General features: G+C 62.8%; 13 protein-coding genes. 5 read left to right on the top strand and 8 right to left on the bottom strand.

Annotated elements, in window-relative coordinates:
• Positions 1–130: 130 nt before the first annotated feature.
• From ACWGXF_RS08425 to ACWGXF_RS08405, 5 genes are all read right to left on the bottom strand, one after another.
• Positions 131–1,297 (bottom strand): CMD domain-containing protein, encoded by a 1,167-nt coding sequence (locus tag ACWGXF_RS08425; protein WP_256629633.1) that lies wholly within the window; start codon positions 1,295–1,297, stop codon positions 131–133.
• 9 nt (positions 1,298–1,306) lie between these two features.
• Positions 1,307–2,770, bottom strand: coding sequence for an NAD(P)-binding domain-containing protein (locus ACWGXF_RS08420; protein ID WP_256629634.1), 1,464 nt, complete (start codon positions 2,768–2,770; stop codon positions 1,307–1,309).
• A 212-nt stretch (positions 2,771–2,982) separates the two neighbouring features.
• Positions 2,983–3,993: a Bug family tripartite tricarboxylate transporter substrate binding protein gene (locus tag ACWGXF_RS08415; protein WP_256629635.1), complete on the bottom strand. Its 1,011-nt coding sequence runs from the start codon at positions 3,991–3,993 to the stop codon at positions 2,983–2,985.
• A 209-nt stretch (positions 3,994–4,202) separates the two neighbouring features.
• Positions 4,203–4,607, bottom strand: coding sequence for a YXWGXW repeat-containing protein (locus ACWGXF_RS08410; protein ID WP_256629636.1), 405 nt, complete (start codon positions 4,605–4,607; stop codon positions 4,203–4,205).
• A 200-nt stretch (positions 4,608–4,807) separates the two neighbouring features.
• Positions 4,808–5,539 (bottom strand): helix-turn-helix domain-containing protein, encoded by a 732-nt coding sequence (locus ACWGXF_RS08405; RefSeq protein ID WP_003065639.1) that lies wholly within the window; start codon positions 5,537–5,539, stop codon positions 4,808–4,810.
• 110 nt (positions 5,540–5,649) lie between these two features.
• Between ACWGXF_RS08405 and ACWGXF_RS08400 the strand changes: the two genes are divergently transcribed.
• Positions 5,650–6,450 carry a hypothetical protein gene (locus ACWGXF_RS08400; RefSeq protein WP_452101840.1) on the top strand — a complete coding sequence of 267 codons (801 nt, stop codon included), beginning with the start codon at positions 5,650–5,652 and terminating at the stop codon, positions 6,448–6,450.
• Between the two features lie 105 nt (positions 6,451–6,555).
• Complete coding sequence (locus ACWGXF_RS08395; RefSeq protein WP_012836806.1) at positions 6,556–8,508, top strand: MFS transporter; 1,953 nt, start codon at positions 6,556–6,558, stop codon at positions 8,506–8,508.
• A gap of 10 nt (positions 8,509–8,518) precedes the next feature.
• Here the strand turns inward: ACWGXF_RS08395 and ACWGXF_RS08390 are convergent, their stop codons facing one another.
• Positions 8,519–9,211 carry a DUF3047 domain-containing protein gene (locus ACWGXF_RS08390; protein WP_012836807.1) on the bottom strand — a complete coding sequence of 231 codons (693 nt, stop codon included), beginning with the start codon at positions 9,209–9,211 and terminating at the stop codon, positions 8,519–8,521.
• A gap of 269 nt (positions 9,212–9,480) precedes the next feature.
• Between ACWGXF_RS08390 and ACWGXF_RS08385 the strand changes: the two genes are divergently transcribed.
• The 3 genes from ACWGXF_RS08385 (at position 9,481) to ACWGXF_RS08375 (ending at position 12,040) form a co-directional block, all read left to right on the top strand.
• Positions 9,481–9,987: a hypothetical protein gene (locus tag ACWGXF_RS08385; protein ID WP_452101839.1), complete on the top strand. Its 507-nt coding sequence runs from the start codon at positions 9,481–9,483 to the stop codon at positions 9,985–9,987.
• A 21-nt stretch (positions 9,988–10,008) separates the two neighbouring features.
• Positions 10,009–10,866, top strand: coding sequence for a DUF2145 domain-containing protein (locus ACWGXF_RS08380; RefSeq protein ID WP_452101838.1), 858 nt, complete (start codon positions 10,009–10,011; stop codon positions 10,864–10,866).
• 70 nt (positions 10,867–10,936) lie between these two features.
• Complete coding sequence (locus ACWGXF_RS08375) at positions 10,937–12,040, top strand: serine endopeptidase (RefSeq protein WP_452101837.1); 1,104 nt, start codon at positions 10,937–10,939, stop codon at positions 12,038–12,040.
• 48 nt (positions 12,041–12,088) lie between these two features.
• Here ACWGXF_RS08375 and ACWGXF_RS08370 read toward each other — a convergent pair whose 3' ends face one another.
• Together ACWGXF_RS08370 and tgt are read right to left on the bottom strand one after the other, a co-directional pair.
• Entirely contained in the window at positions 12,089–13,510 is a 1,422-nt protein-coding gene (locus tag ACWGXF_RS08370; protein WP_452101836.1) for a diguanylate cyclase domain-containing protein, read from the bottom strand.
• A 273-nt stretch (positions 13,511–13,783) separates the two neighbouring features.
• A complete protein-coding gene (tgt, locus tag ACWGXF_RS08365; RefSeq protein WP_003065625.1) occupies positions 13,784–14,956 on the bottom strand; it encodes a tRNA guanosine(34) transglycosylase Tgt in 1,173 nt (390 codons plus the stop codon).
• Between the last annotated feature and the right edge of the window lie 2 nt (positions 14,957–14,958).

Genomic DNA, 14,958 nt, shown 5'->3' with positions numbered 1-14,958 from the left:
AAGCAGCTATCAAAAAAAGTCGCCCCAAAAACTGGCGCGGCCTGAAATCAGCGATGCCGAGCAAGAGCCGCGTCGCGGCGATGGCATCGTCCCCCTCCGCGAAGCAGAGAGGGGGAAGCGGCGGGGCCGCTCAGGGGGTGGAATACAGTTCCACGCCCAGATTCAGCATCAGGCGATTGGCCCAGCCGAACAGGGCGGCCGAGTGCAGCATGTCCAGAATTTCCAGATCGGTCAGACCTGCATCGCGCAGCGGCTGCAGATTTTGCGGGCCAAAGCCGCCCGGCGCACGCGTCAGTGTCAGCGAAGCCTGGATGATGGCGCGCTCGCGGGCATTGGTGCCGGCGGTCTCGGGCTCGTCAAACAGCTGAGCCATCACATCGTTGCGCTTGGCCAGCTGCTCGAAGCGTTGAGCGTGCACCGAAGCGCAGTACACGCAGCCGTTGGAGCGAGAGACGGCCGTGGCCGCCACTTCGCGCTCGGCGCGGGACAGGCCGCCGGGCGCATACATGATGGCGTTGAAGGCCTGGGAGCGCTCCAGCAGCACCTGGGGCTGACGGGCCAGCAGTAGATAGAAGTCCATGCTCTTGGCCTTGGGGTGGCTGACCTCCAGTACCTGCTGCTGCTCGGGCGTGGCGGTGTCGGGGTTCAGCACCTGCAGCCAGGCCTTCCAATCCAGGGTCTCGCTGGTAAAGCCGTTGCGGCGCAGCGGCTCGCCGGGCGGCGGCAGGTTGGCAGGGTGGACAAAGGGCGCGGCATCGACAGGCTGGGCGGCAGGCGCTTCGGTCACGCCGCCCAGCTCGCCCATGGCCCTCACACCCGCCAGTAGGCGGGCCTGATAGGCCACAAAGCCGATCAGCTGGGCCAGCAGCACGGTGTCGTTGAGCGACAGGCCTGCGGCAGGAATGGCGAGCAGCGCGGCCTGATCGCTTTGGGCTGGGTTCAGGGCCAGCGTGCGCACAAAGTGCAGCATGGCGTCCAGGCGCGCATTGCCGGTCTGGGCGCCGGGCTGATCGAGGATGGAGCGCAGCTCGGGCGTGATGGCGTCGCCCAGGGCCTCGGCGCGCGCACGGTATTCGGCTTCCAGCACGGTCACGCCGCTGACGCGGGCCTGCTCGGCAGCCAGCACCAGGCGCTCGGCCTGGGTCAGCGCGCTGTCCAGTTGATTGCCCAGCAGCAGGTCTTCGCAGGCCTGGGTGGCCAGAGCGACTTTTTCGCGCTCGTGGCGGGTGGTGAATGTGGGGCTGTCGCTGCCAATGCCTGCCAGGCGGTCGATGGTGTCGAGGGTGATATCTGTCATGTGCGTCTCTTATTGTTGAAGTTGGCGAATGCGCGCGGCGCTGTCGGCGGCGGTCCATTCCGTGCCGTCCAGCTCGGGCTCGGCATAGGCCTTGAGCTTGTCGAAGTGCTGCTCGATATCGTCCAGATAGAACAGCGAGGCCAGACCTTGCGCGAGTTTGCGCGCTCCGTCGCTGATGGCGGGAATATCGCCCGACACCGTGCCGTGCGAGAGCGCAGCGGGGTAGCAGAAGCAGTGAATCCGGTCGAGACCGGGTAGCTCGCCCTGGAACTCGAACAGCGGCCCCAGATCGGGCGATGCCGACAGCTCGGCATCCTCATCGCCGGACTCGGGCGTGAAGCGGCTGTTCCACAGCTTTACATGCGGCGCGATGTCCGCAAACTCGGGACGCAGGCTCCAGTCGATGGCAAAGCCCGTGGAGACGATGAGAAAGTCCAGCACGAACACGCCGGCCGAGGTCTGCACCTGCAGCTTGTTGCCCGCTTTTTCCACACTCTGCACGGCGCAGCCCAGGTTGAAGAAGGCGTTGTCATGGCGCGAGACGCGCAGCGTGCTGCCGTGCGGTGGCGGCACCTGCTGGGCGTTGATGTAGTGGCGGATGCGCCATTTCCAGGCATCGGGCAGCAGATACTGGCCGTGGGTCAGACCGGGCACGCCCGAGCCCTTGGACTTGTTGATCAGCGGCAGCTGCGGGCGGCGGATCAGCATGTCCACGCTGGCCGCGCCGTTTTCGAGAGCCGTCGCCGCGCTGTCCATGGCCGAAGCCCCGGCACCGACCACGCCCACATGCTTGCCCGCCAGCGTGGCGTAGTCCATGGCATCGGAGGAATGGGCCCAGAACTTCCTGTCCACGCCCCGCATGAAGGCGGGAACCGTGGCGCCGCCCAGGCCGTCGCGGCCCGTGGCCAGCACCAGGCGGCGGGTTTGCCAGGTGGCGGTCACGCCATTGGCCTTGACATCGACTTCCACCACGCCATCGGCCTGTGGGCGCACGGCAATGACTTCATGACCGTTGCGTACATCGGCGTTGGTCACGCGGCGGTACCAGCGCAGATAGTCCATCCACTGCAGGCGCGGGATCTTGTCCAGCGCCGTCCAGGCATCGAGTCCGAACTGGGCGATGAACCAGGCGCGAAAGGACAGGGCTGCAACTCCCATGGCGGGGCCGGTCAGCTCCTTGGGCGAGCGCAGGGTTTCCATGCGCGCCGTGGTGGCCCATGGGCCTTCGAAGTCCGGCGCAGACCTGTCCAGCAGCACGGGCTTGATGCCGACCTGCTGCAGCGCCATGCTGAGCGCGAGACCGGCCTGGCCGGCGCCGATGACGAGCACGTCATGCACCGGCAGTCCCTTGCGCGCGGAAGGGGGAATCCAGGCCTTGGCAGGCCAGCCCAGAGTGACGAAGTCGTCACGCAGGCGTTCTTCCAGCGTTGCCAGTCCCGATGTGGCGGCTGTCGTAGAAGGTGAGATTGACATAGCTAAAACCCAAAAGCGCCTGAGGCTTGAGCCGCAGACGCATCAAACAAACACCGATAACTTAACACTGCTTGAACTCGAAGCAGGACCAAGCGAGAGACTCCGAGGAAAGTCCTGGGCGGCCCCGCCGCCCCGCACCGAGGGTGTCGTTCCTCTCCCTTGGCGCGCAGCGCGTAGAGAGAGGGGGAAGCGGCAGGGCCGCTCAGGGGGTGTTAGTCAATACTGATTTTGGCATCCTTGACCACCTTGGCCCATTTGATGCGATCTTCGTGTACGGTCTTCTTGAACTGCTCGGGTGTCTCTTCGCGGATGGTGTTGCCCTGGGAGACAAAACGCTCGCGCACCTCGGGCTGCTTGAGCACGTCGTTGACAGCCAGGTTGAGCTTCTTGACGATGACCGGGTCCGTGCCCTTGGGCGCGAAGATGCCGAACCAGATGGAGCTGTTGAAGCCCTTGGTACCGGGCAGGCCGCTGGCGGCAATGGTGGGCACTTCCTTGACGGCTTCCACGGGCTTGGCCGTGGTCACGCCCAGCAGGCGCACCTTGCCGGCCTTGTAGTGGCTCAGCACGGTCTGCACCTGGTTCATGATGCAGCAGGTCTCGCCGCGCAGCACCGAGGTGATGGCTTCGGGGCCGCCCTTGTAGGGCACATGAACCATGTCCAGGCCCAGACGCGAGTTGAACTCGGCAAACGCCATATGGGTGCCTGCACCATTGCCGGTGGAGGCGTAGTTGTACTTGCCGGGATGGGCCTTGACCTCGTCAACGAACTCCTTGAGGTTCTTGACGTTGATCACATTGGGATTGATGGTCAGCACATTGGCCACGTCCACCAGCGGTGCGACCGGCACAAAGTCGGCCTCCACATCGAAGGGCAGCTTTTTGTAGAGCGCGGCATTGCTGCCATGGGTGGCGGCGGTGCCGAAGTAGATGGTGTAGCCATCGGGCTTGGCGCGGGCCACGAACTCGCTGCCGATATTGCCGGCGGCGCCGCTCTTGTAGTCAATGATGACGGGCTGACCCAGAATCTTGCCCAGCGGCTCCTGCGCCACGCGGCCGATCACGTCCACACCCGAGCCGGCGTTGAAGCCCATGATCATGGTGATGGGCTGGTGCGGATAGCTGGCGGCACCGGGGTCGGCCGCCTGGCTGGCCAGGGGAAACAGGGCGGCGGCCGCCGTTGTGGCAACAAGACCGGAGATGAAACGGGGCAGCAAACGCATGATGGGACTTGTCCAGAGGAACCTTGAATGCTGTGAATTGTGTCCGTAATTTAATGATTTGCTTCTATATGCTTATGCGGCATTAAGCTTGTGGGGTTAATGCAAAAAAGCCCAGATCTCTTGCGAGACATGGGCTGAAATCCGCTGGAAAGTGATGACTCGGAGGGCCAGCGGAGGGAGCGATCAGGGCTTAAAGCTTCAACAGGCTTTTAGCGGCGATAGGGGTTGTGGGGGTTGCGGTCATGGCGGTTGGGCACGCCGTCGCCATCCCTGTCCCAGCGGCTGGCGCGGTAGTCCCAGCGGTTGCCGTGCTGTACCCAGATGGGCTGGCGGTACACATAGCCGGGGCGGTTCTGCACCCAGTGGCCGGCGCGCCAGACATGGCGGTGGCCGCGCGGCTCCCAGTAACCCGGAGCCCAGACATAGCCACGGCGCGGAGCGGGCACGGCTTCATAGCGGACCGGGGGCGGTGCGTTGAACTGCACGTTCACATAGGCGCCCTGGCTGGCACCCGCCCAGTAAGCGCTTTGGGCCTGTGCACTACCGGCAAAGCCCAGCAAGGCGAGTGCGCCTGCGGCAGCGACGGTGTGGATGGTGTTGCGGATTGTCAGCATATACGCCTCCTTCATGGGTAGCGGGCTGTCTGTGGGTCCAGGCATCCCTTGGGCTCCATGTTGGAAGGCCAGCGTCAACCGCGGGTTGCCGCTGTGCGAAGTCTTGCAATCTTGTGTGTCTGTTTGGTGAAGAATGTATAAAACAGGCGAATAACGCAGATGCAGCAAGCGCATTTAGCTACATATTTTGGAGTGACAGTCTACCGGCGCAAGGCCGCAAAGGCGGGCAGCTCCCATTTGCGCATGCCCAGCACCAGGGTGTAGCCCTCGATCTTGTTGGGCCCCAGGCGCTGATCCTGCAGATGCTGCTGCGAGAAGTCCTGACCGATGCGCTGGATGCGCTCCACGAAGCTGGGCGCCAGGCTGGGGGCGATGGAGCCATGCACCAGCAGCATGGTCTCGTCCTCGCCGGCAAAAGTGCCGCCAAAGTAGTCCAGCACAGCGTTCTCGCGGAAGAAGTCCATCACCGGGCCGTTGGTCTGCCAGCGGAAGGTCTTGGCCAGGCGCAGCTTGTAGCGGTTGCCAGGACGCAGCTCGATGATGCCGATGCGGTCCAGCTGCGCCAGATAGCCGATGCCCTCGGGCTCGCTGATGCGGTAGGTGGCGACTATCTGCTCCAGCGTCCACTGGCTGAGCACGCAGATGGCCGTGAGCAGCAGCTTGCGGTCGGCAACCACGGCAATCTCCTGCTCGCGCGTGATCTGCTGCAGCAGCGGCCGACTGTCGGCCACATTGCGGGCCAGATCGGCAAAATCCAGGTGCAGGGCACGGCAGATCTCGTCGATGCGCGACAGCGGCATGTCGCCCTTGGCCAGCATGCGCTTGACGCTGGATTCGGCCATGCCTATGGCCTGGGCCAGGTCGGCATAGGTCATCTGCGCGGCCTTGAGTTCTTTCTTGATGGCGGTGACGAGATCGGCAGTCGTGCTCATGGTATCGGTTGGTAGTACTGGCAGTGCAGCGGTATGGGGCAAGTTTAGAAGATTGATGCCGCTGCTTCGGCGGGTTTCCATACTGCGCGGCAATCACACAAGGAAGCGCCATGCAACTGCATACCTCATCGATCACGACCGTGGAAATGACGAACCCCGAGATCTCGGGCACGTTGGAGCAGCGCTTTGCCTTGTTCGGGGGCATGGCCTTGCTGTTCACGCTGGCGCTGCTGATGCCTGGCATGGCTCAGCCCGAGCACTACCACGCCTTTGCCGACCGGCGCGGCTGGCTGGGCGTGCCCCATGCGGCCGATGTGTTGAGCAATCTGGGGTTTGTGCTGGCGGGACTGGCGGGCTGGGTCGCACTGGCGCGTGCCGACTATCAAAAGCTCAACGGCACGGCGCGTGCCCTGTGCGCCCTGTTCTTCACGGGCCTGCTGTGCTCGGGGGCAGGGTCTGCGTACTATCACTGGGCACCGCAGGATTCGAGCCTGGTCTGGGACCGGCTGGGCATGAGCCTGGCTTTCGCCGGCTTGCTGGGCCTGGCGGTACAGACGCGTATTGACGACATCAGCGCCCGCATCACTGCCGGAGTATTGCTGGTGGCCGCACCTGCCAGCGTGGCGGTCTGGGCGCAGACCAGCAATGTGCTGCCCTGGGTGCTGGTGCAAGGCGGCGGCATGCTGACTCTCCTGTGGCTGGCCTTTGTGGCACCGCGTCGTCATGCGCTGCCCATGGAGCTGGGCTGGGTTCTCGGCTTGTACCTCGTTGCCAAGCTGCTGGAGTTCTCGGACGGCGATGTCTTCGATGTGACCGCGCACTCAATCTCCGGCCACAGCCTCAAGCATTGGATGGCCGCCGCCGCCGCATGGCCTGTGCTGCGTGCCTTGAAGCAGTGGCGTGAGTCGTAATATTCATAGCGGCTGGCGCATGTTCAACAAGCGTCAGCCGCATAAAACCTACAAAAAAATCCGGGCAAGTTGGCACAATGCCAGCAGCGCCACAGGGAGAGATCCATGAATTCCACGCCGACCGTGCATACGGCCGCCGCTGCACAGCAGCATGCCCACCCCAACCAGTTTGCCCTGCTGGGCCAGCGTCGCTTTGCGCCGTTTTTCTGGACGCAGTTTGCCGGTGCGGGCAATGACAATCTCTTCAAGTTCGCCTTCACGGTGATGGTTACCTATCAGCTCAGCGTCTCGTGGCTGCCGCCTTCCATGGCCGGCCTGGTGATCGGTGCGCTTTTCACCCTGCCTTATCTGCTGTTTTCGGCCACTTCGGGTCAGCTGACCGACAAGTGGGACAAGACCCGCATGTTCCGTCTGGTCAAGAACCTCGAGATCGCCATCATGCTGATTGCGGCCTGGGGCTTTGTCCAGGCCAATGTGCCGGTGCTGCTGCTGTGCGTGTTCCTCATGGGGCTGCACTCCACGCTGTTCGGCCCCGTCAAGTTCGCCTATCTGCCCCAGGTGCTCAACGACCGCGAACTCACGGGCGGCAACGGCATGGTGGAGATGGGCACTTTTGTCGCCATTCTGCTCGGTCAGGTCGCTGGCGGCCTGCTGATCGCCGTGCCCGAGGTCGGTCATATGCAGGTCGCCATGGCCTGCGTGGCCGTCGCGGTCGTGGGCCGCATCTGCGCGCAGTTCATCCCTCATGCGCCCGCGACCGATCCGGGCCTGGTCATCAACTGGAACCCGTTCACCGAAACCTGGCGCAACCTCCAGCTGGCACGCCAGCAGCCCGTGGTGTTCCGCTCGCTGCTGGGCATCAGCTGGATGTGGTTCTTCGGCGCGGTGTTTCTCTCGCAGTTCCCCAGTTTCGCCAAGGAGGTGCTGCATGGCGACGAACATGTGGCATCGCTGCTGCTGGTGATCTTCTCGGTGGGCATAGGCATCGGCTCGCTGCTGTGCGAAGTGTTCAGCCGTCGCCAGGTGGAGATCGGCCTGGTGCCGCTGGGCGCGATTGGCATGAGCGTGTTTGCGATTGATCTGTTCTTTGCCACACGCGCGCTGCCGCCCTCCGAGCTGATGGGCGTGAACGCCTTTTTTGGAGAGGCCAAACACTGGCGCGTGATGCTGGATCTGGGCCTGCTGGCGCTGTCGGCGGGCATCTACAGCGTGCCCATGTATGCGCTGATCCAGATGCGCAGCCAGCCCACGCACCGCGCGCGCATCATCGCGGCCAACAATATCCTGAACGCGCTGTTCATGATCGCCTCGGCCGTGCTGGCCGGTGCCCTGCTGGCCGCAGGTTGCAGCATTCCCCAGGTGTTTCTGATCACCGGCATTGCCAACGCCATCGTGGCGCTCTATGTGTTCCTGCTGGTGCCCGAATATCTGCTGCGCTTTGTGGCCTGGGTCATCACCCACTTTGTCTACCGCTTCAAGGTGCGTGGCGACGAGCATATTCCGCGCGATGGCGCGGCCGTGCTGGTTTGCAACCATGTGAGCTTTGTCGACGCCATCTTGCTCATGGCGGCCAGCCCGCGCCCCATTCACTTCGTGATGGATCACCGCATCTTCCAGACGCCGGTGCTGGGCTGGCTGTTCAAGCTGGCCAAGGCGATTCCGATCGCGCCGCACAAGGAGGACCCTGCGACCTATGAAGCCGCGTTCGCACGGGCCGCGGAGGTGCTGCGCGAGGGCGATCTGCTGGCCATCTTCCCCGAGGGCGGCATCACTTTCAATGGCGAGCTGCAACCCTTCAAGGGCGGCATCATGAAGATTCTCGACCACGCGCGAGACGACGGCCTGCAGGTTCCCGTCATTCCCATGGCGCTGACCAATCTCTGGGGCTCCTACTTCAGCCGCATCGAGCTGCGCGGTGGCAGGAATGTGGCCATGGTCAAGCCGCTGCGCCGCGGCCTGTTCAATCGTGTGGGGCTGGAAGTGGGCGAGCCCGTGGCGGCTTCCTCTGTCACGCCGGCCCTGCTGCAGCAGAACGTGGCGGATTTGCTCCGGCGTTGAGGCTGGAAGATCAGGGCAGAAGCCGGATATCACCCATGTAGGCCAGTCCTTCGCCATGGGTGTTGTCCGAGTCCGCCGAGACGGTGACGCCGATGATGGTGGGCATGGCCTGGGACTCGTCGCCAAAGGCGTGCAGATAGTCGGACGCCAGGTTGCGCTGTTCCGCCACCCACTGGCCTTTGTGCGTGCTGCCGCTTTGCAGCACGATATAGCGCATGCGATGCGTGAACGCGTTGTGCATGACCGTGCCTGTGGGTTGCTTGTTGTCCCAGACATAGCACAGCGTCTCGGCCGGAATATCTTCTCCGGTGCTGATTTTTCCCAGGCGCAGCTTGGCCCGTTCACCAAAGCTCAGCTGCGATTTGTCAAAGTCGAATGATATGCAGAGCTTGAGCGCCGCATCGTCACCGGCTCTGGTTTTGATATCGGCCTTGTCGATCAGCTGATCCACGCGCCAGCGCCACTGCAGTTGCAGATCGGGCGAAGCAGTCAGGTGCAGCGTGTGAACCATATTGCCATAGGCGTCCTGTGTGCTCACGCGCAGCACATGCCCGCCATCCTGGTCCACCACATTGAATGCCGTCGGGTTCTTGTTGGGCAGGGTGGCAAAGTGCCAGGGCCCTCCCAGAGGGCCCGGCGGCATCTGCGAAAAAGCAGGAATGCTGCTGCCCTGCGCCAGTGCCGAGACAGCTAGCGTGGACATGGCCGTGGCAAGCGCTGCTGCAAGCCGGCTTTGCCGGCGTGAAGGTTGGTGCAGGGCGAAGGTCTGAGAGTGAAGCCGCATGGATTGCCTGATGATTTTTGAAAGTTGTGGGCGCGGGAGTGGGGCAAGATGTGCAAGCTGCAACTGGTTTGAGCACTGGCAGCGGGCGGGAAGTATCGCTTCTCGATACTGCGAGACCTGCCGCTTGCTGATTTTGACAAAACACAGGGCCGAAGTTTCGGGCGCATGGATGATTCGTTCGTCGCCGCATGCAAATCGCGGCCCATTTCAACAACCACCGGGAGCCATTTGTGATCAACGTCCTGACCTTTATCCGTCCTCTTCGCAACAGCTTGTGCGCCCTGGGCGCGGCCTTTGCCTTGCTGGGCGGCAGCGCAGTCCACGCCCAGAGCGAAGCCTCTCTGGTGCTGTCGGCCCTGCCTGTGGCATCGGTGGTTGCAGCGGTATCGGGTGGCGCTTCGGAGGAAGTCGTGGCAATCCCCCTGTTTCTGTCGGCGGCAGGTGCATCCGTGATCGTTGAGGCCGTGGAAAGCAGTGCCACAGGCGTGACCTATGTGCTCAAGAATGTGGCCGACGGCACCTCGGCCGTGGTCAAGGTCTCCGGCCAGGCCGCAGGCGCGCTGTCGGTCGGCGTGGGCACGGTGGTGCAAACCAGCGCCACGGCGGCCGGCGTGATTCTGTCCACGGCAGGCAAGGTGCTGGCTTTCATCCCCAACGAAATCGGCAAGGCGCTGATGCACAACGAGCGTCTGTAATTCAAGAAGCTGGAGGCTCGCATGATCAAGGAAGCTACAAGCGTTGTACAAGCCATGGCGCCCGCTCGACGCGCCGGCATGCCCATTCACGGCCCTGTGGCGCTGGCGCTGGGCGCCGCGTTGATTGCCTGGGCCGGCTCGGCCGAGGCCGGCCGCAGCTGTGAAGACCGTCCGCTGACCGCCGATGTGATGGCCAAGGGGCTGAATCTGGCCGCGCGCACCGCCAAGGCGCTGGATACCGAATTTCAGAAGAACGGCACGCAGGTCGTGCTGCTGGCGCGGCAAGGGCAGGACCTGAGCAAATACGATCTCAAGTACTCGCACTATGGCTGGGCCTACAGAACGCCTGCCGGCCCCTGGCGCGTGGCCCACAAGCTCAACGAGTGCGGCACGGCATCCGGCCATATCTACCGCCAGGGCCTGGGCGAGTTCTTTCTTGACGATATGTGGCGCTATGAAGCCGCCATCCAGATCCCGACACCGGCGGTGCAGCAGGCCCTGCTCAAGTTCCTGAACGCTCCCACGGTGCTGCGCCTGCAAAACGAGCCCTACAGCATGGTCAGCTATGTCTGGAGCAGCAAATACCAGCAGTCGAACCAATGGGCGACCGAGACGCTGGCAGCCGCCATGGAGCCGGCGGCGATTCAGAACCGCGCACAGGCTCAGGCCTGGTTGCAGTCCAAGGGCTATGAGCCCAGCGCGCTCATCATCCGGGCGTTCTCGCGACTGGGCGGGCGCATGACGGCTGCCAATATCGCGTTTGACGATCATCCGAATGAAAAGCGCTTTGCCAGCCGCATCGAGACGGTGACGGTGGACTCCGTGACCCAGTGGTTGCAGCGCACGCAACTGGCATCGGCCGTGCGCACCGTGCAGTGAGTTTGAGTCTTTTTGGCTTCAAGGCCTTGCTGAGTATGCGTATGGTGCTACGTTTTTGGAGTAATTGAAAATGAGCAAGTCTCTGCGTTTGCCCGAGAAATGGTTTCGCCGTGGCCTCTGGCTGGTCGCGTTGGTGTTTGCCTTCTTCCTGATCGGTCTGGGTGGGCTGGTGGTGGGCAACCTGCCGCAGCCCGATCGCTCGCTGGAGATCGAGTCTTTTATTCCTGAGGCTGATGCACAGCGTGTGCAGGCCCAAATCGACCAGGCCCGGAAGACGGCCGGCGTGACCCAGAAGGCCCTGGACAGGGCCCAGCTCAAGTTCGACGCCGAGCGTGCGCGCTACCAGTCGGCGCGCGACACCTTTGACAACTGGGTGGCGACCCGCCGGGCCACGGAGCGCCCCGAGCAGGACGCCGAGTTGGTCGCACGCAGCAAGGCGCTGGATGCACTCAAGCAGGCCGAAGACATGGCCCGCCAGGAGCGCGAGAAAGAGGCCCAGACCCATCTGGAGGCCAATCAGGCAGTCTCCAGCGCCGATGCCGAGATGAGCAGTCTGCGCGAGCAGGCCTATCCCCAGTATGAAGCCGCCATGCGCGCCAGCGAGCTGCGCGTGTTTCTGTTCCGTCTGGCCATCACTTTGCCCCTGCTGGGCGTGGCGGGCTGGCTGTTCGCCAAGAAGCGCAAGAGCACCTGGTGGCCATTTGTCTGGGGCTTTATCTTTTTTGCGCTGTTCGCCTTCTTTGTCGAGTTGGTACCTTATCTGCCCGACTACGGCGGCTATGTGCGCTATATCGTCGGCATTTTGGTGACGGTATTGCTGGGGCGCTATGCCATTCTGGCGCTCAACCGCTATCTGGAAAAACAGAAGCTGCAGGAGTCCTTGCCCGAAGAGCAGCGCCGTGAAGAACTGAGCTATGACGTGGCGCTGGAGCGGCTGTCCAAGAATGTGTGCCCGGGCTGCGAGCGCCCGGTGGATCTCAAGAACACCGAGATCGACTTCTGCCCTCACTGCGGTATCGGCCTGTTCGACCATTGCGGCAGCTGCAGTACCCGCAAGAGCGCGTTCTCACGCTTTTGTCATAGCTGCGGCACTGCAGCCGGCAAGATGCTGCTGCCGCGTACCGATGCGGCGGTTGCAGCACCGCCCGCCTCCGGGTCAGGCGAGCCCGGATGACCTTGGGGCGGGCTATCGGCTTGTCGGGGGCACAGTGGCGTGTCGCGCTCAGCAAAGCTGTGAACTGACGCGATTGCGCCCGGCGGCCTTGGCCTCATACAAAGCCTGGTCTGCCTGCTGCAGCAGCATGTCCAGGCTTTGATGCGCTTGCAGGCTTGCGGTATGGACCAGGCCAATGCTGACCGTGGCACTCATCGTCTTGTCATTCATGGGCACGCGCAGCTCCCGGATGGCGCGGTTGATGCGCTTGGCGATCTCCTGCGCAGCGGTTGCGTCCACCTTGGGCAGGGCCACGGCGAATTCCTCACCTCCCATGCGGCCCACGATGTCCTGAGCGCGCAGCACCTGGCTCAGGGTCTGGCTGAAGCTGCGCAGCAATTGGTCGCCTCCCGCATGGCCGAAGCTGTCGTTGATCTGTTTGAAATGGTCGAGATCCAGCATCAGAATGGCGAAGGGCTGGCCATCCTGGCGGCAACGCTCCAGTATTCTTTGCCCCTGCTTCATGAAGGCACCGCGTGCCAGCATATCGGTCAGAAAGTCGTGGTTGACGGCATGACTGAGCTTTTGCATCAGCTCGTTGCGCGCCATATGCGATCCGGCCACCGCCAGCGGGCCCAGCACCAGCATGCATAGCTCCATGCGAAATGACAGCGTTTCGAGAAAATGCGCGGGTGTGAATTCAAGCGTGCCCAGCGAAATGAAAATGATGCTGCTCAGGCAAAGTGTTGCCGTGATCAGCGTCAGACTGAAGATGCGATAGCTCAGCGCGCACCATATGAGAGCCGGCAGCGAGAACGCCAGCGAGCCGGGACCTTTGATCCAGTAGCTGATGGCTTCCAGCGCAATGACAGACAGCAAGGGCAGGATGCGGCGCAAGGGGGAGGGCTCGCCCAGATGCCCAACTGGCTGCTTGCGTGTCGGCCAGGCCAGGACAATGGGCAAAAACATCATGTAGTTCAGCCATTCGCTGCTCAGCCACATGGAAAAGGCCTGCCAGTGCGGCGTCCCGAAAACGGCGCTCAGCACCGGAGCTCCCAGCAGCGCGGCCGTCAGTGCGCCCAGACCACTGCCCACAAACAGCAGCAGGGCGGAGGACTGGCGTTGCATGAACAAAGTGGCATGGCGCTGCCTGTGCATCAGCGCCCAGGCCGCGCCCACACCGGCCATATTGGCGATGCTCAGCAGGATCGCCACATCGAGCCGGCTGCCTGTGAGCAGATCGGCTGCGATATAGGCCGCCGAAACCGCCAGCACCGAGCTCGGGCGCAGCCAGTCAGGGCGGTGCAGCAAAAGGCCCAGCAGCAGCGCGTTTGCGGGCCAGATCGCCGAGAGAAATCCCATGGGGCGCCCCAGTATGCCCAACAAGGCGGCTAGCAACACCAGGCCCCCAAGCCCGAGCGCCGCTGCCCATGTCCTGGGGGCAGCGGTCTGCGGCAGCGGCGTTGGCTTGGGTGCGGAGGCTTCGGTCATGGGAGAGGGGCCGCGAGCGTTTCGTGGAATTTTCTTCAGTGGCTCTTTGCGAATTCGATATCAATCGCCAAAAATGCCTGTTGTTGCCGTCAGATGTTGTGGTTCTAACAAAAACATATAGAAAAACGATTGCCAAAGCGGTTTTGCAGCGCGCAATTGACGATGTTTTTCATTTGACGGACTCCAGACAAACCGGATGTCAGCCGCCGAATGAAAAAAGCCAGAGACTCGCTCTGGCTTTTCGAGGTTCTGCTGTGGCAGATGATGGGTGGCTCAGACCCCGCGTGCGCGGTCGGCCTTGAATTGGGCGCGGAACTCGGCAAAAGTGCCTGCGTCCAGTGCGTTGCGGATTTCCTGCATCAGGTTCAGGTAATAGTGCAGATTGTGGATGGTGGTGAGCATGGGGCCCAGCATCTCGCCGCAGCGGTCCAGGTGGTGCAGATAGGCACGGCTGAAGCCTTCGCGGCCGCCATCGTCCCAGCTCACGCCGCTCTTGCCCGCGCAGGCGTGGCAGGTGCAGGTGGTGTCTATGGGCTGGTGGTCCACCTTGTGACGAGCGTTGCGGATCTTCAGATCGCCGTAGCGCGTGAAGATGGTGCCGTTGCGCGCATTGCGGGTAGGCATCACGCAGTCAAACATGTCGACGCCATCGGCCACGCCTTGCACCAGGTCTTCGGGTGTTCCTACACCCATCAGGTAGCGCGGCTTGTTGGCGGGCAGCAGATGCGGCGTGTGGGCCATGATCTCCAGCATTTCGTCCTTGGGCTCACCCACGGAGACGCCACCCACGGCATAGCCGGGAAAATCGATTTCCAGCAGACCCTGCAGCGATTCCTCGCGCAGATTGGTGTACATGCCGCCTTGCACGATGCCGAACAAGGCATTGGGGTTTTCCAGGCGCTGGAATTCCTCCTTGGAGCGCTTGGCCCAGCGACGGCTCATCTCCATGGACTTGCGCGCTTCGGCTTCGGTGGTCTTCTTGCCGTTGGTTTCGTAGGGCGTGCACTCGTCGAGTTGCATGACGATGTCCGAATTCAGAATCGTCTGGATCTGCATGCTGACCTCGGGCGACATGAACAGCTTGTCGCCGTTCACGGGACTCTGGAAATGCACGCCTTCTTCGGTGATCTTGCGCATCGCACCCAGCGACCAGACCTGGAAGCCCCCCGAGTCGGTCAGTATGGGCTTGTCCCACTTCTCAAAGTCGTGCAGACCGCCAAAGGACTTCATGATGTCCAGACCTGGGCGCATCCACAGATGGAAGGTGTTGCCCAGGATGATCTGTGCGCCCATTTCTTCGAGGCTGCGCGGCATCACGCCCTTGACGGTGCCATAGGTGCCAACGGGCATGAAGATGGGGGTCTGGACCTTGCCGTGGTTAAGCGTCAAGGTGCCACGGCGCGCGTGGCTGGTCGGGTCGGTCTTGAGAAGGTCAAACTGCAGCATAG

The organism is Comamonas sp. HJ-2 (genome assembly GCF_053615495.1).
Note: the sequence above shows the minus strand (reverse complement) of the source record. Positions and strands in the feature narration are given on the sequence as shown.